Source organism: Clostridium sp. 2218st1_F5_2218SCRN_220325 (assembly GCF_039062665.1).
In the GTDB taxonomy this organism is placed as follows: domain Bacteria; phylum Bacillota; class Clostridia; order Peptostreptococcales; family Peptostreptococcaceae; genus Intestinibacter.
Genome location: NZ_JBCLNH010000028.1, coordinates 1 through 22,489, shown reverse-complemented (window position 1 = coordinate 22,489; position 22,489 = coordinate 1). Strand labels below are relative to the sequence as shown.

19 protein-coding genes and 1 riboswitch are annotated in these 22,489 nt (G+C 28.4%); of the genes, 2 read left to right on the top strand and 17 right to left on the bottom strand.

The genetic code is table 11. The features are described from left to right. Positions 1-595: 595 nt before the first annotated feature. Complete coding sequence (cwlD, locus tag ABCM86_RS13315; protein WP_343004159.1) at positions 596-1,312, bottom strand: N-acetylmuramoyl-L-alanine amidase CwlD; 717 nt, start codon at positions 1,310-1,312, stop codon at positions 596-598. Positions 1,313-1,444: 132 nt separating this feature from the next. Then, complete coding sequence (locus ABCM86_RS13310) at positions 1,445-2,650, bottom strand: AraC family transcriptional regulator (RefSeq protein WP_343004158.1); 1,206 nt, start codon at positions 2,648-2,650, stop codon at positions 1,445-1,447. 226 nt (positions 2,651-2,876) lie between these two features. Here ABCM86_RS13310 and ABCM86_RS13305 point away from each other — a divergent pair, with 226 nt between their 5' ends. After that, the gene (locus ABCM86_RS13305) at positions 2,877-4,598 is read left to right on the top strand and encodes a glycoside hydrolase family 3 N-terminal domain-containing protein (protein WP_295777831.1); all 1,722 of its coding nucleotides are present in this window, start codon (positions 2,877-2,879) and stop codon (positions 4,596-4,598) included. A 126-nt stretch (positions 4,599-4,724) separates the two neighbouring features. Here ABCM86_RS13305 and uvsE read toward each other — a convergent pair whose 3' ends face one another. The 8 genes from uvsE to ABCM86_RS13265 all read right to left on the bottom strand — a co-directional run bounded on the left by uvsE (position 4,725) and on the right by ABCM86_RS13265 (position 12,965). Then, positions 4,725-5,687 (bottom strand): UV DNA damage repair endonuclease UvsE, encoded by a 963-nt coding sequence (gene uvsE, locus ABCM86_RS13300; RefSeq protein WP_007285331.1) that lies wholly within the window; start codon positions 5,685-5,687, stop codon positions 4,725-4,727. A 215-nt stretch (positions 5,688-5,902) separates the two neighbouring features. Continuing rightward, on the bottom strand, positions 5,903-6,865 hold the full coding sequence (locus ABCM86_RS13295; protein ID WP_195929315.1) for a carbohydrate kinase: 963 nt from the start codon (positions 6,863-6,865) through the stop codon (positions 5,903-5,905). A gap of 83 nt (positions 6,866-6,948) precedes the next feature. Next, positions 6,949-8,385 (bottom strand): glycoside hydrolase family 32 protein, encoded by a 1,437-nt coding sequence (locus tag ABCM86_RS13290; RefSeq protein ID WP_343004157.1) that lies wholly within the window; start codon positions 8,383-8,385, stop codon positions 6,949-6,951. 16 nt (positions 8,386-8,401) lie between these two features. Next, on the bottom strand, positions 8,402-10,303 hold the full coding sequence (locus ABCM86_RS13285; protein ID WP_278568878.1) for a glucose PTS transporter subunit IIA: 1,902 nt from the start codon (positions 10,301-10,303) through the stop codon (positions 8,402-8,404). A 326-nt stretch (positions 10,304-10,629) separates the two neighbouring features. Next, positions 10,630-11,622, bottom strand: a complete 993-nt coding sequence (locus tag ABCM86_RS13280) for a LacI family DNA-binding transcriptional regulator (protein ID WP_316116313.1) — start codon at positions 11,620-11,622, stop codon at positions 10,630-10,632. A 124-nt stretch (positions 11,623-11,746) separates the two neighbouring features. Next, positions 11,747-12,085, bottom strand: coding sequence for a hypothetical protein (locus ABCM86_RS13275; RefSeq protein WP_343004156.1), 339 nt, complete (start codon positions 12,083-12,085; stop codon positions 11,747-11,749). A 47-nt stretch (positions 12,086-12,132) separates the two neighbouring features. Further along, positions 12,133-12,648, bottom strand: coding sequence for a DUF2812 domain-containing protein (locus ABCM86_RS13270; protein WP_343004155.1), 516 nt, complete (start codon positions 12,646-12,648; stop codon positions 12,133-12,135). A 5-nt stretch (positions 12,649-12,653) separates the two neighbouring features. Next, entirely contained in the window at positions 12,654-12,965 is a 312-nt protein-coding gene (locus ABCM86_RS13265) for a PadR family transcriptional regulator (protein ID WP_343004154.1), read from the bottom strand. Between the two features lie 361 nt (positions 12,966-13,326). Here ABCM86_RS13265 and ABCM86_RS13260 point away from each other — a divergent pair, with 361 nt between their 5' ends. Beyond that, a complete protein-coding gene (locus ABCM86_RS13260) occupies positions 13,327-14,217 on the top strand; it encodes a LysR family transcriptional regulator (RefSeq protein WP_295763788.1) in 891 nt (296 codons plus the stop codon). Positions 14,218-14,289: 72 nt separating this feature from the next. On the opposite strand, the gene ABCM86_RS13255 is transcribed toward ABCM86_RS13260, so the two are convergent. The 7 genes from ABCM86_RS13255 to truA form a co-directional block, all read right to left on the bottom strand. Beyond that, positions 14,290-15,468, bottom strand: a complete 1,179-nt coding sequence (locus ABCM86_RS13255; protein ID WP_343004153.1) for a phosphoribosylaminoimidazolecarboxamide formyltransferase — start codon at positions 15,466-15,468, stop codon at positions 14,290-14,292. Positions 15,469-15,571: 103 nt separating this feature from the next. Continuing rightward, positions 15,572-16,285, bottom strand: coding sequence for an IMP cyclohydrolase (locus ABCM86_RS13250; protein WP_343004151.1), 714 nt, complete (start codon positions 16,283-16,285; stop codon positions 15,572-15,574). A gap of 71 nt (positions 16,286-16,356) precedes the next feature. Beyond that, positions 16,357-16,457: riboswitch (ZMP/ZTP riboswitch) on the bottom strand. 117 nt (positions 16,458-16,574) lie between these two features. Beyond that, on the bottom strand, positions 16,575-17,855 hold the full coding sequence (locus ABCM86_RS13245) for an McrC family protein (protein ID WP_295677313.1): 1,281 nt from the start codon (positions 17,853-17,855) through the stop codon (positions 16,575-16,577). Positions 17,856-17,874: 19 nt separating this feature from the next. Continuing rightward, positions 17,875-20,484, bottom strand: coding sequence for an AAA family ATPase (locus ABCM86_RS13240; protein WP_343004150.1), 2,610 nt, complete (start codon positions 20,482-20,484; stop codon positions 17,875-17,877). A 175-nt stretch (positions 20,485-20,659) separates the two neighbouring features. After that, on the bottom strand, positions 20,660-21,052 hold the full coding sequence (gene rpsI, locus ABCM86_RS13235) for a 30S ribosomal protein S9 (protein ID WP_195929300.1): 393 nt from the start codon (positions 21,050-21,052) through the stop codon (positions 20,660-20,662). 27 nt (positions 21,053-21,079) lie between these two features. Further along, on the bottom strand, positions 21,080-21,508 hold the full coding sequence (gene rplM, locus ABCM86_RS13230) for a 50S ribosomal protein L13 (protein WP_007285319.1): 429 nt from the start codon (positions 21,506-21,508) through the stop codon (positions 21,080-21,082). Positions 21,509-21,632: 124 nt separating this feature from the next. Then, entirely contained in the window at positions 21,633-22,364 is a 732-nt protein-coding gene (gene truA, locus ABCM86_RS13225; RefSeq protein WP_195929298.1) for a tRNA pseudouridine(38-40) synthase TruA, read from the bottom strand. Positions 22,365-22,489: the final 125 nt, after the last annotated feature.

The following is a 22,489-nucleotide window of genomic DNA, read 5'->3' as shown; positions in this document are numbered from 1 at the left end:
CCAGGATCAAACTCTCAAATAAAAGTTGTTTACCTGCTCAGACTAATCATTATCTGAAATATCTGGCTTGGTTTGTTTGTTGGTTTTAATTCGTGTGAATTAAAGTTTATAATTAACCTACTGTTTAATTTTCAAAGTTCTTAAATCAACTTCTTTATTGTATCAAAGTCATTTTTACTTGTCAACAACTTTTTTAGAAGTTTTTGTTTTGCTTTTCAGCTTTTGTCTTGTTTTTCAAAGACAAGTAATACTTTATCACCTATTTTTTAAATCGTCAACACCTTTTTTAAAAGTTTTTTTAACTTTTTTATTTTTAAAAACAATGTTAATTGTTATTGTATTTTTATTCTTTTATTAACGAACAAAAATAAATCAATTGATATTTTTAATCATATATATAAATATATTCTTAGATTTATATTTTTATATATTTTTTATTTTTATTATTTTTAAAGAATATTTACTCTAAATTTATCTTTATTTTATATATACTATTTCAAATTAATATTATCTTTCCAAATTTTCTATTTATTATTCATAAAAATAAGAAACATTTTAATTATAACTATAATGTTTCTTATTTTATTAAGCTTCTTTAATTATTCTCTGATATTCCTGATAAATATTTTTGTATTCCTACATATATAGCCCATGCTATTTTATCTTGATATTTTGAATCAGCTAGTAATTGACTTTCTTTTTCGTTAGACAAGAAACCACATTCAATTAAAACTGATGGCATTGTTGCATTCTTTAATAGATATATATCATCTCTCGGTTTTATTTTTCTGTCATTATCTTGGTCTACTACTCGTTTTAATTCATCTTGAATAAATTGTGCTAATTCTTTTCCATCATCTTTGCCCTTTGGATAAAAAGTTTGTGCTCCATAATATTTTGATTGTTCGAATGCATTAAGATGTATAGATACAAATATATCTGCATTTGACTCATTAATTATTTTCTTTCTATTTTTCAAGTTTTCATTATATTTTTGTCTTATTGTCTTATTTCCATCTTCTTGATATAGACTAACATCTCTGTCTCTTGTCATTATGACTGTTGCACCACTAGATTCTAACAGATCTCTTAATTTCTTTGTAATCTCTAAATTTACATCCTTTTCTAATATAGTTTTATCTTTATTCATAGCTCCTGGATCAATTCCACCATGCCCTGCGTCTAAAACTATTGTCTTATTGGCAACCGGCATATACTCCATAACATCTGCTGATGCATTTCTTACTTTAAGTATTAATAGACTAGTTATAACCACAGCTACAGAAATTATTATGTACTTATATTTTCTCATTATTATCACCCCGTACATTTATATTTTTGTAGAGGTTTATATATTCCAAAAAATCAAAAGCTTGTCTATATTAATTTATGGTTATACTTTATATAAATTTATCTGTATAATCGTAATATTATTTATAATTATTTATTTAAAAATATTTCTATATTGTGTCGGTGTTTGATTCATATACTTTTTAAATATTCTACAAAAATAATTAACATCATTAATTCCTATAATTCTCGATATATCTTGTATCGGAAGTGCAGTATCCCTAAGTAAAAATGTAGAATGTTTTATTTTTAGTTTATTAATATATTCTATTACTGAAAATCCGGTTTCTTTTTTAAATATTCTAGATAAGTATGTAGGTGATACATAAAACTTATTCGCTATTTCGTTTACAGATAAGTTATCTTGTAAGTTAGAATTTATATGGTCTACAACCTTCCCAACTAATGATGAGTGATGTTTTATATTAAATTCACTAATTGCAAAGCAGTAATCCATCACCATATCATAAAATATATCTTTTATATCTTTATCAAATCTTGCTGACTCTATTTTTTTCATATATCTCTTAAATAAACTCGCTGCATATATATTGCTAACATCTTTATCTTTTAACATAACAAGAAGTAATGTATTATAATAAATCAGCTTATTTTGATGCATTCTGATATTATAACCTTCTTCTTCTACAAAATATAAATCTAAAATCTTGTCTAATACCTTCAAAGAATTTACTTTGCTTCCCGAGCTTACTGTATGCACAAGCCTTTTATCTAATCGAATACAATCTTCAACATATTTATAATCTAATAAGTCTGTTGTGATTTTATTACTATGTAAATGAACTCGCTCATTTTTCTTAAATTTCTTTTTAAATATAAATTTGAGGTCTATATCTTTATCATAAATATTATTCTTTATTACAGATATAATAGATGTAATTTTACTTTTATTAATAAAAGGCAAAGTATTATAATATCTATGTATAAATTCTATATCATTATTAGATATATTGTATTCATCTGTATAATTTAATAAATCTTCATATTTATTCTCAGATAAATACGGACCTACGAATAAATAATTTTGTTCTATCTTGTTTAAACATATAACAATATAATTTCCTAAAATTAAATTATCTAAAAGATATACATGCTCTTCTTCCATATTGAATAACATATCTCTAAATTTATCTTTTTCTTTATTATTATCTACAAATATAGGTAACATTAACTCTTTTATAAATGATAAGTCATCATTTAATCCCTTTATATAAAAACATTTTAAATTTAATGTTGCGTCTAACATTTCTGATATTAAATCTATTTTTTCATAAATCATTATATTTTCTCCCTTTACCTAACAAATCCCCTTAATACCAAATCCCTCATTTAAATTAATATAACAATTATATATGAACTAAAATTTATAAAACAAGTAATATTTGTGCTAAAACTATTCACAAATATTCTATAATATATTTTTCTCAATTGATATAATTATAACAAGGAATAGGTATTCCCGACAAATAATGTATAAAATATTCGACAACGAAAGGAATAAAAAAATGGCGATTAATTTAAAAGCAAAACCATTTTATCTTTCTGATGAAGATATAAAATGGGTAGAAGAAACTTTAGCAAATTTAACATTAGATGAAAAAATAGGACAAGTTTTCGTTGATATGTTATGGAATAATACTGAAGAAGAAGTAGTTGAAAGAATACAAAAATACGGTATGGGTGGATTTAGATATAACAATATGTCTCCAGCTGACCTATATAAACAAAATAAAGTAATACAAGAAACAAGTAAGATACCTGCTCTAATAGCTGCTAATATAGAAGCTGGTGGAGATGGTGGTGTTGGTGGGGGTACTCACTTCGGTCACCATGTAACAATAGGTGCTACTCAAGATAAAGAAAATGCATATAAATTAGGATACTATGGTTGTAAAGAAGCTGCAGCTATAGGTTGTAACTGGACTTTCGCTCCAATAGTTGATATAAATAAAAACTGGAGAAACTGTGTTGTTTCAAGTAGATGTTTCTCTAGTGAAGCTGAACAAGTTTTAGACATGTCTAAAGAATATTTAAGAGGTGCTAAAGATGCTGGTTTAGCTAGCTGTATGAAACACTTCCCTGGTGATGGTCTTGATGAAAGAGATCAACATATAGTAACTACTAACAACGATATGTCTGTTGAAGAATGGGAAGAAAACTTCGGTAAAGTTTATAGAGGCATGATAGATGCTGGTGTTGAATCAGTAATGATAGGACATATAAGACTTCCTGAAATGTCTAGAAAATTAAGACCAGGAATAAAAGATAACGAAATAATGCCTGCTACTATAGCTCCAGAGTTATTACAAGACTTATTAAGAGATGAATTAGGATTTAACGGATTAGTTATAACTGATGCAACTCACATGGTTGGTTTAACTTCTGCTATGAGAAGAGCTGAAATAATGCCTTATACTATAGCTGCTGGATGCGATATGATACTTTACTATAGAGATAAAGAAGAAGATATCGAAGCTATAAAAGAAGGTTTAGCTAATGGTGTATTAACTGAAGAAAGATTAAACGAAGCTGTTACTCGTATATTAGCATTTAAAGCAATGTTAAAATTACATACTAAAAAAGCTGAAGGTACTTTAGTTCCTGCTGAAGAAGGTCTTTCTGTAATAGGTTGTGAAGAACATAAACAAGTTGCTAAAGACATAGCTGACCAAGCTATAACTTTAGTTAAAAATACTAAAAACCAATTACCATTAACTCCAGAAACTCATAAGAGAATAATGCTTTATACTGTAGAGCAATCTGGATTTGCTCCAAACAAAGTAGAAGCTGATAGATTAAACCAAAGAGTAAAGGCTAAATTAGAAGCTCAAGGATTTGAAGTTACTTTATTTGACCCAGCTGCTGGATTAAATGGTAAACAATTATTAGCTGCTACTCCAATAAAAGAATTCGTGGATCAATTTGATGCAGTAATGTTATTCGTTCATGTTGCTGGATTCTCTCAAAGCAACGTTAGACGTATAACTTGGGCAATGCCTATGGGTCCAGATATCCCATGGTATGTAACAGAATTACCAACAGTTTGTGTATCTGTATTCAATCCATTCCACTTAATAGATGTACCTATGGTACCAACTTATATAAATGCATACTCTGATAATGATGCAACATTAGATTTAGTTATAGAAAAAATAATGGGTAAATCTGAGTTTAAAGGTGTAAGTTCTGTAGATGCATTCTGTGGAGCTTGGGATACTCGTTTATAAGAAGACTTCAACATTGCAATATCCAATTTGTTTAATGTTTAATATAGTTTAATAAAAAAGGCAAAGTAAATGTATTTTATTACGTTACTTTGCCTTTTAATTATATTAAATACTTTATATTAAATATTAAATTTCTAAAGTAGTCTTATCTATCCAAGTATATTCTGGTCTAAGCTTCTTTATATCATCTACAAGTTTAAAAAGAGCAATGTCTTTTTCTTTACATTCTAACATCACATCAAAATCTGTATTAACTATTCTGCTATTTTCTATAAAATCTATAAATGAAGATGCGTCTATATAGTCTGCATGCTTTCTATCTAGCTCTCCATCCCTCGGCGAAGAAAAATGAATTTTTGGCGGAAGTTGTTGTTTATTCCATGTACCAAAAATCTCTCCTAGCATATCATATATATTTTCACCTTCATTATTACAATTGTGATGATGAACATCTAATACCATAGGTATATCTAATTGTTTACATAAAGTAAGTGTTTCATGTGCTGTATATATCTTATCATCATTTTCAATAATAAGCCTAGTTTGTATATCATGTGGAAATGTTTTAAAATTATCAACAAAACGACTAAGTGCCGATTCTTTCCCCCCTGTTGCACCACCTACATGAATAACCATTTTTCCTATTGGATAATCCATATCTTCAAACCACTCTACCTGTCTTGATAAGTTCTTTATAGTATTCTTTACAACTTCATCATTTGCACTATTAATTACATTAAATTGATCTGGATGTGTATCTACCCTCATATTATTTTTCTTTATCAATTTACCTATATATTCAAAGTCCTTTTTAAATAGTTTTCTATATCCCCAGTTTGGAACATCTGGATGTGTAGTTAATGGTATTAGTGCTGATGTAAGTCTATAAAAATGTATATCATTTTCTATATTGTATCTAAGGATTTTTTCCAGACCCTCAAAATTTGAATGTGTTATAGATTTTAATTTTTCTATTTTCTTTTCTTCTGATGTTATTTTACTATATGTTTTATAAGTAACATTGCTGGAGCTTGTTACTTTTTTTCCTAATGCATTTGATATTGCAACATAGCCTAGTCTAATTTTCATATTGTATACTCCTAATATTTTTGTATTAGTTTATATAACGTTTATTAACTATTAATTCCTAATTTTTTAATATTTATAGTATATCCAACTTTTGATGTATTACTATTTTTATATCTATATAAAAATTCCATATAAACATTAGTTCATATGGAATTTCATATAATTTGATAGTATTAAAATTTAAGTTACATACCTTTTTAACCTGTATATATTTTTTATATAATTTCTAAAAATTCATCTAATGTAGGATAAGAATCCATAGCCCCTTTTTTTGTTACACTTATAGCACAGTATCTATTTGAAAAATCTAAATATCTTTCTAAATCCTCTTTGTTTAATAACTTTAATTTATCTACATCTACACTATTTTTATCTAATTGATATAAAAACGAGCCTATAAATCCGTCTCCTGCTCCAGTAGTATCTTCTACTTGTGTTTTTATTCCAGGTATTGATGCTTTTGCAAATTTTGTGTATGCCTCTGCTCCATCTTTACCTTTTGTAAATATGATTAATTTGACATTACCTACAAATAATTTATCTAATTCATGCTCTATATTTGTTCCTCCAGTCACAAATTCTAATTCTTCATCAGAAATTTTTAAAATATGTGCTTTTGGTATCATTTCTAATATAGCTTCTCTTAATCTTTCTGGGGCTTTCCATAATGGAAGCCTTACATTTAAATCAAAACTTACTATTCCATTGTTATTTAATGTATATTCAATAGCTCTATCATGTGCTTGTTTCATAGGGAAATCGCCTATTGAAACAGAGCAAAAATGAAGTGCAAATATATTTTCAAACCATTCTTGTTTTATAGTATCTGCTTCAAGTAGCATATCTGCACCAGGTTTTCTATAAAAAGAAAATTCTCTGTTTTTATTTTCATCTAAAGCTACAAAAGCTAAACTCGTATTAGCTTCTGATGTTCTTGATACATATTCACAACCTATATTATATTTTCTAAATTCATCTATTATTTTATCTCCAAAAGGATCTTCACCTAATTGTGTTATCATTTTTGACTCTCCGCCTAATTTTGTAAAAGCAGCACATACATTAGCTGGTGCTCCACCTACTGCTGGTTTAAAACCATCTACTTGTTTGATTTTTTTACCTGACTCTGTAGGTATAAAATCAATTAATGCCTCTCCTATTGAAATTAATTTTTTCATTAAATTTTCACCTCTTCTATCAATTTGTATATCAAAAGCTAAAAGAGATTGACACAATATTATTATGTGACAATCTCTTTTGATTAATCATTTTTAATAATTGTATATCCTTTTAACGGATAGAAGAATACTTCACCTTTATTTTCTGTTAAGAATTCTATATTTTGATTAGATAATTTTCCATAAAGACGAGTTGTAAATACTTCTTGTCCATCATTAATAAATATTTCTAAACTTGATGTATCACTATATATAGTCAAGCTATTAACTTCATTTAATTCAACTGCTCTAATTGAGCGTCCATATCCACTTTGCTTCAGACTTAATGAAAGAACATGATTTAAATATGATAATTGAACGTCGTCTCTTATTTGTAAAACAAAATCTTGAGACTTATCAAAATCAACTTGCATTTCATAAACAACTGTATCCTTTTGTTTAATATTTTTACAGTTGGATACTATTTTTTCTAATCTTAAATTTTTCATTTCATCTAGTGGTTGTTGATAAATCTGATTGTTTTTATAAGATAAAACTCTAGGCATAGTCAAAGCATGTTGCCAACAATAATCAACAGTTGGTTGATTGTTATATTCTGCATCAGGTATTCCCATCCATGCGTATTGTATACGTCTATTTTTCTCATCTAAAAAACTTTGTGGAGCATAAATATCAAATCCTCTATCTAACTCTTTAAATTCACTTATTTTGTAAGTATTATTGTCAAAATCATAATCAACTTTAAAGTATCCAGTTTGATAAACATTAGAATAATCATAACCTCGTTGAGATATTCCTTGTGGGCATACTACTAAAAATAATTCTCCATCTAATTCAAATAAATCTGGACATTCCCACATATATCCGAAATCATCAACTTCTATACGATTATAATACTCAAAATTAATTAAATCTTTACTCTTATATAATAACACACATCCTTGATTATCTGATGTTCTACCACCTAAAACCATATAATAATAGTTATTCTTTTTAAATATCTTTGGATCTCTAACATGCTTGGACATATCTATTGGATAGTCATCATTAGAAAGAATTAATTCCTTTTCACTAATCTTATATCCATCCTTACTTGTCATATGAATTGTATTTTGTTCACGACCAGAATTAATATAATCATAATCTTCTCTATCAGTCAACTTCACATTTCCAGTATAAAAATAGTGAATTGTTTCATCTTCTACAAAGGCAGAACCGCTATAAACACCATCCCTATCAAGAGAAATATCTGGATATAAAAATGGTTCTTCTTGATTAAAATTAATCATATCTTTGCTTGTATAATGTCCCCAAAGCTTTGTTCCCCATCCAGCTGTAAAAGGTGTATATTGAAAATAAATATGGTAGACACCGTCTTTTTGAAATAACCCATTTGGATCATTTAAAAAGCCTGTTGGAGGCATCAAATGATATTGTAATCGATAATTATCCCTTTTAACATTATCTCGCATACTTTTATGAGTCTTATATTCATTTAAGTAATCTTCTTTTGTCATCATTAGAGATCCCCACCTCCTATTTAACTACTGCAACAACATCTTTTCCTTGAGTTTGACCAGTGTATTGCATTTGTAAAGTACGTTTGTCAGCTAATTCAAATGACATCATTGTTTCCGTAGAATATCCTTTTTCTTTTACTAAATCTATATCAAATTTTAATAATAAATCTCCTTTTTTAACCTCTTGGTCAACATCAACAAATGTTTCAAATCCATCACCATCCATATTAACAGTATCAATACCACAGTGAATAAGTATACTAGAACCATCTTTCAGCTTCATTCCTATAGCATGCTTGCTTGGGAATACAATAGTTATCTTTCCATCACAAGGTGCGACAATCTCCCCATCAATTACATCTACAGCAATTCCATCACCCATACATTTTGATGCAAATGTAGCATCAGATGATTCACCTATATTTTTAACTCTTCCTTTTACAGGAGAAGTAACTTCAATATTTCCTACTTTTTCTGAAACATCATATTCACTATCTTCTACTTTAGTAGTTTTTTTGTCTTTAACTTTACCAAATATCACACAGAACACAAGACCTGTAGATAAAGCAATTATATGAGCTATTATATAATTTATATATCCATTATTAGTAGGGTCTGTAATAGCTATACCAGGTAATGCACTTGTCCCAAACCCTAATGCTGCTAAATCAGCAAAATAAACATAGGCACCTGCAATAGCTCCTCCTAAGCATCCAGCAACTAGCGGGAACTTATGACGTAAGTTAACACCAAATATAGCTGGTTCACTTATTCCGAATAAAGTTGATGCAAATGAAGGAATACATAATTCTCTAGCTTTTACATCATTCCAGTTTAATATTAAATATCCTAAAACAGCTCCACCTTGCCCCATCAATGCAACTGACATTAAAGGATTTAAGAAGTTTCTCCCTGTATCAGCAATTAACTGAGCTTCAACAGCTCCTATAATATGATGTAAACCTGTAATAACTACTATTTGTTGTAAACCTGCAAAAATCATATAACCTAACGCACCTAGATTTTCAGTCATCCAAATTAAACTTCCTGTTATTAAATTACCTAACTCTCTACCTAATGGTCCAACAACTGTGAATAATAATACTGTAGAAATAAATACTGTACATAATGGTGATAATAATAGTTTAATAAAATCAGGTACTTTTTTATCAAAGAAAATATCTAATTTAGCAACTACAAATCCCATCATTAATGCGATTATAATTCCACCTTGAAATCCTACTAATTCAATTGGGAAGCCAAAAATCCTAATAACTTCTGGAACAACACTTCCTGATCCAACTGAATATGCATTTGCTAAAGAAGAATCAAGCATTATCGCTCCAACAATCATACCTAAGATTGGTTTTCCACCATATCTCTTAGTAGCACTATAGCAAACAGCCATTGGTAAAATACTAAATATTCCATTAGCAGCTATACTTGCTAATTTATTAATTGCATATAATGTTTCATTATTTACAACAACATCCCATTTGCCTAAAACACCAGTAATCCCCATAAGTAATGCTGCAGCTAATATCCCAGGCATAATACCGATAAAAACATCTGATAAAGACTTGATTACTGTTTGTATTGGATTTTGTTTTTGAGCACTTTGAGCTTTAATATCTCCAAGCGACATATTTTCTGTATGTGTATAACGACTGAATACTTCATAAACTTCATTTACTAAACCTGCTCCAAATATTAATTGCAATTGGTTACCTGCGATAAACACGCCTTTTACTGAATCAATATTTTCTAATTTTTCAATGTCGGCTAAATTATTATCAGTTAGCACTATACGTAATCTTGTTGCACAATGTGCAACGCCTTGAATATTATCCTCTCCACCTACGTAATTCACTATTTCTTTCGAAATGCGTAAATATTTTTCTTGTTTATTTTCTTCCATATTTTTATCCCCCTTTTGTAATATATGATATCGTTCTCACATTTCTCAAGTTCATTGTAGCACGCTACTTATATTTATGCAAAGGTTTTTTGAATTTTTTTCCACATTCTTTAATCATATAACTTGTTATGACTAACTTATAAATTTATTAAAATCTGAAATCAATTCCATATTTTATTTTGATATCCCCTTTATATATGTATTATCACTAATTATACATATAAATTCACTTCATTCATAGCGCCAATGGCTTCATCTCTTGCTCTAGGTAATAAGTTGTAAATTAAAAAAGCACCCAATCTCATTATCAGATTAAGTGCTTATTTTTAATTTGTTGATTCCTGAACTATTATTTCATACCCCATTTTTATATCTCTAATAATTTTGTCTCCATTTTCAATCATATTCATAATTATATTAGCAGCTTCTATTCCAGAAGTTTTATAATGAAAATGTACTGTTGTTAATTTAGGTTCTACAACCTTTGATATATTTGTATGACCAAAACCAACTATTGAAATATCTTCTGGTATTTTCTTTCCACATTCTTTTAAGTATTGCATAGCTCCAACAGCGATATTATCTGTTGCACAAAATAGTGCGTCTATATTTGGATTTTCTAAGAAAAGTTCCTTTGTTTTTAAGTAACCATCCTCCATATTAAACTTTGCTATTTTCATATTATTTTTATTGATATCTATCCCATACTCTTTTATCGCATCTATATACCCATTATATCTTCCGCTACCAGCTGATTCATCATCTAAGTTTACACCTATATATCCAGGATTTTTTCTATTATCCTTTATTAATTCTTTAGTTATATCTTTTGCTGCATTATAGTCATCATTATATATACATGAATAACCTTTTAAATATTGTCCTACTATTACTACTGGAATACTTAACTCTTGTAATAGTTTTTTATGCTGTTTAGTAAATACTGTTGCTATTAATATAATTCCATCTACCTGATTATTTTGTAAAACCTTAAGATATTCTAATTCTTTATGTTCATTGTTAAATGTATCAGCAAGGATAATTTGATATCCTTCCTTTGATAAAGCTTCATTTATACCTAAAATTTCTCTACTTATAGATTGTGAATCTAGCTTTGGTATAATAACACCTATTAACTTACTCTTTTTTGTTCTTAGTATTCTAGCTTGAGCTGATGGTATGTACCCTGTATCCTCTATTACCTTTGCAATTATATTTCTTTTTTCTTCGCTAACATATCCGTTATTTAAATATCTCGATACTGTTGCTCGTGAAACCCCCGCTAACTTTGCTATCTCATTAATATTAATTTTTTCCACACTCCCTTCTAGATTTAAAATTAATACAAAAAAATATTTTTGCATCGGACTTTTTAATCACTATTAACATAGTACCAATACAAAAATATTTTTTCAATAAATCTATCCTACTAAATATAAATTCTCAAAAGTTATCCACAGTGGATAACTTTTGAGAATTTATACACATACCTACAACCATACCTATCAACATCCCAAAACTTGCTCCATATGACATAGAAAACAGTCCTGTTGTGCTTAATGCTACTCCAAGGCACATTCCAATACACATCCCAGTTGCCATATTGTTATTTGTTTGATCATTTTGCTTATTATTATGAGCTTCTTTTTTATCATCCATATTGGATTTATCCACAATTTCATTATCTTTTTTAGAATTTGCTTTACTAAACTTCACTGCCAAAACAGCAATTGTTAACCCCATTATAATCCAAGGTAATGCAGCATAAATAAAATCTTTCATTTTAATCTCCCCTTTTAATTAAGTAAATTTATTAACTTTATAAATTATTACTTAACATCCTCTTCTATTCTCTTTATTCTATTTTCAAAGCGTCTTACTGATTTAAATACTATAAAGAATAGTATGAATAAGAATATAAATGAAAATATATTAAATTTAGAGTTGCTTATAAATATCGGTGGTAATTGCAATAGTGAAGCTATCAATTCTAAGTACATAAATGGTTTTAAAAACTTTATAATACTTTCATAATGACCTTTTAGCGATTCTTTATCAGAGTATAGTTTGAATTCATTGTTTGAAGATGTTTTTCTGCGAAGGTATACCCAATAATACCATCTACATACAACCTCTACTCCAGCTTCCTCCATAAAATCATAATAGTCTTGTTGTTCTACATTTTCTGGCATTAAATCTATTTGATATTCATATTCTCCTGATTCACATTTTTCAAATTTATAAAATCCCAAGAAAAATTTTTTCAATGCCCATCCTTCTCTACTAAGTTTATTTAACCAGTCTTGTTCTTTTTGGTTATCTATATAATAACGATACTTAATCATAATTATCATACCCCCATCTTTTCACCATTTTTTATTAATTCATTCAATCTTATAACTTCTTTTTTAAACACCTCTACCCCTAAAGGTGTTATTACATAAGATTTTTTCTTTCTAGGTTGTTTTTCTTCGCTGTATAGTTTTATCCAGCCTTTTTCTAATAATGAATTTATTGCTCCATATAAAGTTCCTGGACCTAAATTCACCCTCCCATCTGTCATATCAAATACATCTTGTATTATTCCATATCCATGATTGGGCTCTCTAACTGCTAATAATATATAATAAACTGCCTCTGTCAGTGGTGTCTCTTTGTTCATATCTATCGCCTCCTAATATATCGTTAACTGATATATTATTAATGTATCAGCTTACGATATATACGTCAAAAAAGCGTAGTTTTATCACAAATCAATAAATTTACTATAATATTAATTTTCATATATATGTAAATTAATATTTGTTTATCATAATAAAAAATACTTGTCTAAATTAATATATCTATATCAATACGTTTTTTTTTGATTTTTTGCTGTATTTATAGTTATTTATTATCATTAAATATATCAATATTCTTACAAACTAAATATTAAACGTGTATAAAATAAAGAAAAATGCTAAAATATAAACAATGAGAATTTTTAAGGTTGCTTAAATAAAATACCATTGAGGAGGGTTGTCATGCTACCTGAATTAAAAACTTTTATATCTATAGTCGAAACCGACAATGTTATAAAAGTTATGGAAAATTTGAATCTCTCTAAAGCAACTGTTTATGAACATTTAAAATACTTAGAACAATTCTTTAGAGTAAATATCGCTCTTATTTCTAGAAACAATGAAATAACTATAACAGAGAGCGGAAACTTATTATACAAAAGGGCAAAACAGATTTTTAATATAATAGATGATACCCCAGGGGAATTAATAGAAAATAATAATGATGATGTAGTAGGTAGTATAAAAATTGGAGTCAATTCTGTTCTTGAAGAGTATTTTTTACCGAAATTTTTATCTGAGTTTCTAAAAAAATATCCAAATATAAATATAGATATATTTACAGATAGTGATAAAAACATTCTAAATAAATTAAGAAATAATGAAATAGATATAGGACTTATAGAAGAATTATATGAAAAAAATACTCTTATGCAAAATAGATTTCTGAGAGAAAAAATGGTTCTTATAATCCCATATGCAAACACAATTAAAGATATCTCTACATATATGAACGAGCTAAAGTCTAAAAGATGGATAACTAGAGAGGATAATTGTTCAACAAAACATTTTATAGATCTTTTCTTAAAAGAGAATCATCTTAAACCAGAAAGTATGTTGACTTTGGGAAGTGATTATGCAATTAAAGAGGCTGTAAAAAATAAATTAGGTATTAGCATTATTCCTAAACTTATTGCAGAGCCATCTTATAAAAATGAAGATATATGCATTCTTCCATTAGAAAGTTATTATGAAAAATATTTTACATATGTTTTAAATGATAATAATCATTCTAAATCTACAACTATATTCTTAAATGAATTAAAAAACTTCTGTAAACACTTTTACAGATAATTAAATCACAAATATAAAAAGGTAGAATTAAAAATTTATTTTATTTTTAATTCTACCTTTTTTATATATTCTCTAATGATGGAATAGTCTTATGCCTGTAAATAACATAGCTATATTATATTTATCACAACATTTTATTACTTCATTATCTCTTACTGAGCCCCCTGGCTGAACTATATATTTAACTCCGCTTTTGTGTGCTCTTTCTATATTATCTGGGAATGGGAAAAATGCATCAGACCCTACAACTACATCTGTCATTTTATCTAACCAATCTCTTTTAGCTTCTTTTGTAAAAACTTCTGGTTTTATTTTAAATATTTTTTGCCATTCTCCTTCACAAAGAATATCCATATATTCATCCCCTATATAGATATCTATTGCATTATCTCTTTCTGCACGACCAATTTCATCTTTAAACTCAAGCCCCATTACTTGAGGTGATTGACGAAGATACCAATTGTCTGCTTTTTGCCCAGCAAGACGAGTACAGTGAATCCTTGACTGTTGCCCTGCCCCTATGCCTATCGCTTGACCATCTTTAACATAACAAACTGAGTTTGATTGAGTATATTTTAATGTGATAAGTGCAATCTTCATATCTATTAATATTTCTTCTGGGATATTTTTATTTATAGTCACTATAGTAGATAATAAATCATCATCAATATCTAATTCATTTCTACCTTGCTCAAAAGTCACCCCATAAACTTGCTTTCTTTCTAATTTGTTTGGAATATAGTTTTCATCTATTTGGATTATATTATAATTGCCTTTTTTCTTTGTCTTTAATATTTCAAAAGCTTCATCTGTGAATCCTGGAGCAATAACTCCATCCGAAACTTCTCTCTTTATTAAATTTGCAGTATCAATATCACATATATCTGATAATGCTATAAAATCGCCAAATGATGACATTCTATCAGCACCTCTAGCTCTTGCATATGCACTTGCAAGTGGTGATAATTTTCCTAAATCATCAACCCAATATATTCTTGCTAATGTATCGTCTAATTTCTTTCCTACTGCCGCTCCTGCTGGCGATACATGTTTGAATGATGTTGCTGCTGGAAGTCCTGTAGCTTCTTTTAACTCTTTAACCAACTGCCATCCATTAAAAGCATCTAAAAAGTTTATATATCCTGGTTTTCCATTTAAGACTTTTACTGGTAGTTGTGAACCATCTTCCATAAATATTCTTGATGGCTTTTGATTTGGATTGCACCCATATTTTAATTGAATTTCTTTCATTATATATACTCCTTTTGTGCAGCTATGCACTTTTATTTATATATTCCTATTCTTATATTAAAATTTATATTTTCATTTAGTAATTATATATAACTACTAAATATTATTTGTTTTTATTCACTATTCTTGTTTCATATTCACCAGTAGCTATATCTATAAATCTAACAAATAATGAAACTTTATTGTCTTCATTTAAATTAGTCCAAACCATATTAGTGAATTCATCTATATCCCCGTTTATTTCTACTAATTTTGGCTCACCTTCAAAGCTTGGTAGTGGGTTTCCGTCGTGCATATATGTATGTATGAAATGTCCCTCACCTGCTGCTGGATTTTCGTATGCAAATGTATAGCGATTACAAGCTTCTGGGTTTCCATTATTGCTTTTTAATATTGACATTGCATAATTGTATTTTCCGTTTTCAACGTGCATTATTCCTGAAATTCTAGGAGTGTAATTTGGCGCATCTGGTTCAAATTCTCTAGTTCTTAATGATTGCTCAAAAGTAAGTTGTTTATCCATACCTTCATATATAGTATCTGTTTGGTCCCCATTAGTTACTATTGTTTTATTTCCTAAAACTCTAACTGGAGCATAGATTATTAATGATGGATCTTCAAGTTTTGATGGGTCAAATGCTTGTGTTCTTATTCCTTCTACATCTTCAACAAATACTCTGTTTCTACTATTATTACTTCTTCCCATTATAAAATATGCTGTTACTGCTTTTTTACCATCTTTAGTTTTTCCTATTATAATACCTCTTCCTGGATAAGTGTTGCTATTTAATTCATTTGCAAGTGATAACATGTTCATGCTATTTTCCCCCTAAATAATTTATTTTAAATATAAAAAGACCGCCTGCACGCAAATATTCCATAAAATATCTTACGTGCCCAGGCGGTCGGCAATTCCTAAATATATAATCAAGCTCCCTGTAGGTTATCCTACGCATCTTTCGATGTTTCCACCAGTCACTTGACCGTTCTTTGTTTTACAAGTTTATTATATACGAATATAATTTTAGTTTCAAGTAAAAATATACGTATTTTTTCATCTGATTAGTTTATTGAAATACAAATTATTATTTTAACTTTTTTATGTATTATAATTCAATGATTAATTGATTGATACTTTCCTTAATATTAAATAAATCTATAAATCTTACTTTTACACTAATGCCATCTTTTGATTTAAATTCTATAGGTTTACTTACTATAATCTTTTCTGTATTAGGATATAACAATATTACATTTTCAGCTCCATACTTTTTAGAATAAGCATACATTTGATACATATCAGATTGATGTATACCATAATTTGATTTTTGACCAGAAAGTAGCTTCCACTTAGTATCTAATATAACAATATTATTATCTTTTTTATTTTTAACAACAATATCTGGTTTTAGCAAAAATTTTTTATTAGGTTCATCAAATAGATGATGTGTTTTATCTTGGATAGAAATATTATATGCTGATTTATTTAAATTCCTTCTTAGAACTTCTGCTACATAACTTTCAAATAAGTTTTCCATTGGGAATAACAGTACAAAAGCAATCTTTGAACCAGAAAATGAAGTAAAACTCTTGCCCATAAGAAAAATCTTGCTCCATAATAATGCTGTTGTATAATCCTTTTTATTTCTATCAGCTGCTATTATTCTATTAAAATCTTCTTCATAATTAATAGATTTTTCAACTTCCAAAAAGCTATTTAACAACATTTTTATATCATTTTTATTTTTCAAAGAATGTGTATTTTTATATAGATAAAGTAATGTAGATTTTAATAACTTATTTTCAGGACAATTCGTATTAAATTCATCATATTCTACATAACTTTGCTCTTTATGTGCATAATTGTACTTAATTTGTTGTGCAAATTTCATTTTTCCTTTGAACACTCTTTCATTAGACTCTATTGTCTCATAATTTGACTTTAGACCCTTCTTTACAATAAGTAGTACTTCATTTATAAACATTCTTATAAAAATTTCAAAGATATTCATTTTATCAACACTTACATTAGCTACCTGTAAAGATTTATATGGTGATTTTCTTAAAGTTTTCAACATATCCATAACTAATTTTTTAACTTTAGCTTCTGTTACATCTTCTTGTGAATAAATCTTAGGAAGAATTTCAATAGTTGTACCATCTTTTATTTCAATTATTCCAACATAGTTTTTTGCTGTTATAACTTTTCCTATTCCCTTTCTTACTGAAATATTCATAAATTCTAATGCTTCTACATCTCTATTTTTATTTGAAAGTATAAACTCCTCTAATATGTCAAATATATAATTTGGTAAGTAGGTATAGCCTGTAATATTTTTTCCCCTTGCAAACGAACTATATTCAGTTATTTGATATGTTTTCTTCATTCTTTATACCTCTCACAAATTATATTGAGCGATATGCTTCAATATTTGTTAATGCAAAACTATTTATTTTATAAGTTCTCATTTCATCAAATTCATAATCTGTATCTCCAAATAAATCATTATAATCATTTTCTTCTATTGTAATAAACTGTTTATCCTCAGTATCCTTTTGGTTATCACCAAGAACCAGTCGGATTTTCTCATAATCCTCATAGAAATATTCTTGTAATAGAGGAATAATACTATTTTCAAAAATATTTGCCAGCGTCTCAATAGTTGGAGCATCTTTCAGAGGTAAGAAATAAGCATGTCCTAAAGTATGTTCTCTATCAAATAAAACAGTTATACGCTTATTCATTTTTATAAATATATCTTTGACAGAAACATCTTCTACATAAATTCCATCTAAAACCTCTGAATCTGGCAACATCTCTTTAAAATTAAATCTACGTCGTAATGCTGTGTCAATTGTTGCAATAGATCTATCTGCTGTGTTCATTGTCCCAATTAAATACACGTTATTTGGAACTCCAAAAAGTTTTTGAGAATAAGGCAATTTAACTTTTTGTCCTTCAGCCTGACCTATACGTTTTGTCGGTTCTATTAACGTAATTAATTCTCCAAAAATTTTTGATATATTTCCCCTATTGATTTCATCTATTATAAAAATATGATTCTTTTTCTTTTCTTCAACCTCTATAGTATTATTAGAATATTTCTCTATAATTTCCATAACATCTGATAAATCCATTCTTAATTTATATACCGTAGGATTACTAAGTCTGCTTCCATTATTAATTTTTATAATATTCTCTTTAATACCTTTTACAATCCAATTTACCTTACGTAATCTTTTATATTCAGCATATTCATCATGCCATTCATATTCACCTGTTACTACACCAATAGCATCCACGGTATTACAATCGTAGCAAGACATAACTATATCACCTATACTCATATCATTAATAAAATAATTTAATATGTTTCTACCAGCATCACCTTTAGATAGATTTGTAATTTCCCTACCATACTCATCATATCCTATTCTAATATGATTATTTCTCATACATTCGGTACGTGTTGAATTTTCGCCTGAACCCTCAAGTGAAATTTTCCATATAGTTGGTGATTCATTTATACCTATATCACATTTTTCTTTTCTCAAAATTGGTTTACCAGCTATATCACAAAACTTTTTAAATAATCCTGGAACCACTTCATATTGTATATCAGTTTCATCTTCTTCATCACTATGTATAACTGGTTTAATACCTTCTATAAATTCTTCATATCCATAAGATTGATGAAATGTAGTGAACTCTATAACCCCATCTTCTTTATACTTATTATATCTATCAATAACCTTTGTATAATTCTCCCTTTTTATATCTTCAAGTTTTTTATTTTCAATTATAGCAACTGCATACATAACTGTATTATATGTCTTACCAGTGCCAGGAGGGCCATATAATATTGTATTTTTAGATATATCTGTATTTTGTTTACCCAATTGAATTTTTTCTAAATCCATACCCTTCAATGCCTCCATTAATTCTGATCTTATCTTCCAAGAATATAATTGTTTGCCATCTTGATAAATACGTCGTCCAAGAAATGGAATAACGAAGAACCTTTCTGTTTTTCCATCCATATATGGTGCTAAATTAAATTTATATTTAGCTCTCCTACCAAGATTTTTACCTATATTAAGACAACTACTAGAATGTCTATCCAATATCTCTCCTAACTTTTTACAAGTAGCTTCCCCCCCTAAACTGTACATAACTTTAAGCATCTCTAAAGTTTCTGGATAATCCTCTTTATCCTTCTGTAAAAATTCTTTCCATTCACTTGTACTTATATTTGGATTATAATCCTTATCTGGTGGCCAATAAACATCTTGTTCATATGCCATAAAAGATAATTCTTTAAAATTTCTATAACCATATTTACCATATTTTATTTTATCTAATAGTAAAGCACATAATTGAATATACTGTTCACCATTTGGTATGTTTTTAAATTTATTTAATTCTTTAATAAATTGTTCTGGAAGAATTTTTTCACTAATAATAAATTCTCTATTTTTTGAGTCTAGGTTTATATAAGTATTTGGACGAATCCAATATAATCCCATTGTAATATTCCACTGAATACCTCTTTGTTTAATTACTTTGTCATATGCAGATTCTATTTTTAATTTATTTTCTTGTGTAGGATTATCAGCATACCTAATTGCTGATTCAAAGGCTTCCCACAAATTATTTATATCATTTTCTCCTCGGTCTTCAACAAAATTGAAAAAAGCAGCACTTAAATTATTAACTAATGGAATTCCATCAAAGCTAGATGGTAGTTTATTTTTAAGATTAAATTGTTTTGCAATTTCACCTAAAATACGCTTACGGTTATCATCTGTTATACCTTTATTAAATAATCCAAAAATCGTAAAAGGATCTATATCCAATATATTACCATTAATCTCCATTTTAGGTAGCTTCATATCTATTTCTTCATAAACATTTTGAATTTTTGAAATAAGGCCTTTCCTATCATTTTTATATTTCAATAACCTTGTTGCAAATTCTTCATAAATATCTCCCCAATTAAATATACCTATATTCATCTACTATACCCCTTTTCAAGCTAACAATTTTTACTTTAATTATATCAAATGAATAATATGTATCTAGTAAAAACCAAGCCTTTTAAAATATTTCTTTAATATACTTTTATATACAATAAAAAAAGCCTTGAAGTTAATAACTTCAAGACTTTCATAAATACCATATAAGGTAATACTATCTTTTTGAGAATTGAGGTGCTCTTCTTGCAGCCTTTAATCCGTATTTCTTTCTTTCTTTCATTCTAGCATCTCTAGTTAAGAATCCAGCTTTTTTAAGCTCTGATCTTAATTCAGCATCAGCTTTTAATAAAGCTCTAGATATACCATGTCTTATAGCACCAGCTTGTCCAGTGAATCCTCCACCTTCAACTCTTACTATAACGTCATATTTGTTTTCATTGTTAGTTAAAACTAATGGTTGTTTAACATCTCTTATTAATGTATCGTAATCGAAATATTCGTCTAATGCTCTTCCGTTTACTGTTATGTTTCCTTCACCTGCAACTAATCTAACTCTAGCTACAGAGCTTTTTCTTCTTCCTGTTCCGTAGAATTGTACTTTTTCCATGATAACTCCTCCTTTCACCTAGTTAAATTAGAAGCTTATTACTTCTGGTTTTTGAGCTGCATGAGTATGTTCTGCTCCTGCGAATACTCTTAATCTAGTCATCATTCTAGCTCTTAATTTATTTTTTGGTAACATTCCGCTAACTGCATGTGCTACTACTTCTTCTGGTTTCTTTTCCATCATTTCTCTGTAAGAGATTTCTTTTAATCCACCTACATAACCAGTGTGGTATCTATAGTATTTTTGATCTAATTTTTTTCCTGTTAAAACTACTTTTGATGCATTTACAACAACAACGAAGTCTCCACCGTCTACATGTGGTGTAAATGTTGGTTTATGTTTTCCTCTTAATATAGTTGCTATTTCTGTAGCAAGACGACCTAATGTTTTTCCTTCAGCGTCAACTAAGTACCAATTTCTTTGTACTTCAGCTGGTTTAGCTATATAACTTTTCATGGTTGTCCCTCCTTCTTAATTTTCAAAAATTTTATTTTACCGTTTTATATAAAGTCCGGGGCGTTGTGGACTTATTAACACATTCCTATATATTCTAATACAACTACGAAAAAGTGTCAAGGGTTTAATAGTTAACTTTTTTGAGAAATAAACCATGCGCAGGCGCTGTGTGACCACACATTGACCTACTTTTGGAATTTATTATTTCTTCCATATTATGTTTAATTCTACCTCGACCTATATCCACAAGTGTACCTACAATTATCCTTACCATATTGTATAAAAATCCGTTTCCACTCACTTCAATAGATATCATTCCGTCGTTTTCTTTTATGTCGACATCATAGATAGTTCTCACTGTATCTTTTACTGATGAGCCAGAACTCATAAATCCGCCAAAATCATGTGTACCAATTAAATATTTGGCTTCTGAGCGAATTTTATCTAAATCTAAGTCATACCTCACATGATATGATAAATCCTTGTATAAAGGGCTTCTGTAAGGTTTATTGTAGATTAAATATCTATATGTCTTTCCACAAGCATTATATCGTGCGTGAAAGTCTATGTCAACCTCTTCGCATGATATTACAGAAATATCTTTTGGCAATTTGGCATTTAATGCATCAGGTACTCTATCTGCTGGTATGTTACATTCTGTTTTAAAGTTTGCCACTTGACCTAGGGCGTGCACACCTGCATCTGTTCTTCCCGATGCAGTAACTTTTACTTCTTCTTTTGTTATTTCATATATGGCTTTTTCTACTGTCCCTTGAATCCCAAGTGCATTGGGTTGTTTTTGCCATCCACAGTAGTCTTTACCGTTATATTGTAAAGTAATCTTTAAGTTTCTCATTAATTACCTCTTCAATCTTAAATTATTTTACTTTGTAAGTATTTATAAATGATAGATTGTCAATATAAGTGCAACATTTTATGTTTATGTTGCAGCGAAGACCTCTGCAGGTGTTTTATATCCAA

Excerpts from the sequence above, each read along its gene's own strand:
- cwlD (WP_343004159.1), bottom strand. The coding sequence starts at position 1,312 with ATGAGAAAATATAAGTACATAATAATTTCTGTAGCTGTGGTTATAACT.
- ABCM86_RS13310 (WP_343004158.1), bottom strand. The coding sequence starts at position 2,650 with ATGATTTATGAAAAAATAGATTTAATATCAGAAATGTTAGACGCAACA.
- ABCM86_RS13305 (WP_295777831.1), top strand. The coding sequence starts at position 2,877 with ATGGCGATTAATTTAAAAGCAAAACCATTTTATCTTTCTGATGAAGAT.
- uvsE (WP_007285331.1), bottom strand. The coding sequence starts at position 5,687 with ATGAAAATTAGACTAGGCTATGTTGCAATATCAAATGCATTAGGAAAA.
- ABCM86_RS13295 (WP_195929315.1), bottom strand. The coding sequence starts at position 6,865 with ATGAAAAAATTAATTTCAATAGGAGAGGCATTAATTGATTTTATACCT.
- ABCM86_RS13290 (WP_343004157.1), bottom strand. The coding sequence starts at position 8,385 with ATGATGACAAAAGAAGATTACTTAAATGAATATAAGACTCATAAAAGT.
- ABCM86_RS13285 (WP_278568878.1), bottom strand. The coding sequence starts at position 10,303 with ATGGAAGAAAATAAACAAGAAAAATATTTACGCATTTCGAAAGAAATA.
- ABCM86_RS13275 (WP_343004156.1), bottom strand. The coding sequence starts at position 12,085 with ATGAAAGATTTTATTTATGCTGCATTACCTTGGATTATAATGGGGTTA.
- ABCM86_RS13270 (WP_343004155.1), bottom strand. The coding sequence starts at position 12,648 with ATGATTAAGTATCGTTATTATATAGATAACCAAAAAGAACAAGACTGG.
- ABCM86_RS13265 (WP_343004154.1), bottom strand. The coding sequence starts at position 12,965 with ATGAACAAAGAGACACCACTGACAGAGGCAGTTTATTATATATTATTA.
- ABCM86_RS13260 (WP_295763788.1), top strand. The coding sequence starts at position 13,327 with ATGCTACCTGAATTAAAAACTTTTATATCTATAGTCGAAACCGACAAT.
- ABCM86_RS13255 (WP_343004153.1), bottom strand. The coding sequence starts at position 15,468 with ATGAAAGAAATTCAATTAAAATATGGGTGCAATCCAAATCAAAAGCCA.
- ABCM86_RS13250 (WP_343004151.1), bottom strand. The coding sequence starts at position 16,285 with ATGAACATGTTATCACTTGCAAATGAATTAAATAGCAACACTTATCCA.
- ABCM86_RS13245 (WP_295677313.1), bottom strand. The coding sequence starts at position 17,855 with ATGAAGAAAACATATCAAATAACTGAATATAGTTCGTTTGCAAGGGGA.
- ABCM86_RS13240 (WP_343004150.1), bottom strand. The coding sequence starts at position 20,484 with ATGAATATAGGTATATTTAATTGGGGAGATATTTATGAAGAATTTGCA.
- rpsI (WP_195929300.1), bottom strand. The coding sequence starts at position 21,052 with ATGGAAAAAGTACAATTCTACGGAACAGGAAGAAGAAAAAGCTCTGTA.
- rplM (WP_007285319.1), bottom strand. The coding sequence starts at position 21,508 with ATGAAAAGTTATATAGCTAAACCAGCTGAAGTACAAAGAAATTGGTAC.
- truA (WP_195929298.1), bottom strand. The coding sequence starts at position 22,364 with ATGAGAAACTTAAAGATTACTTTACAATATAACGGTAAAGACTACTGT.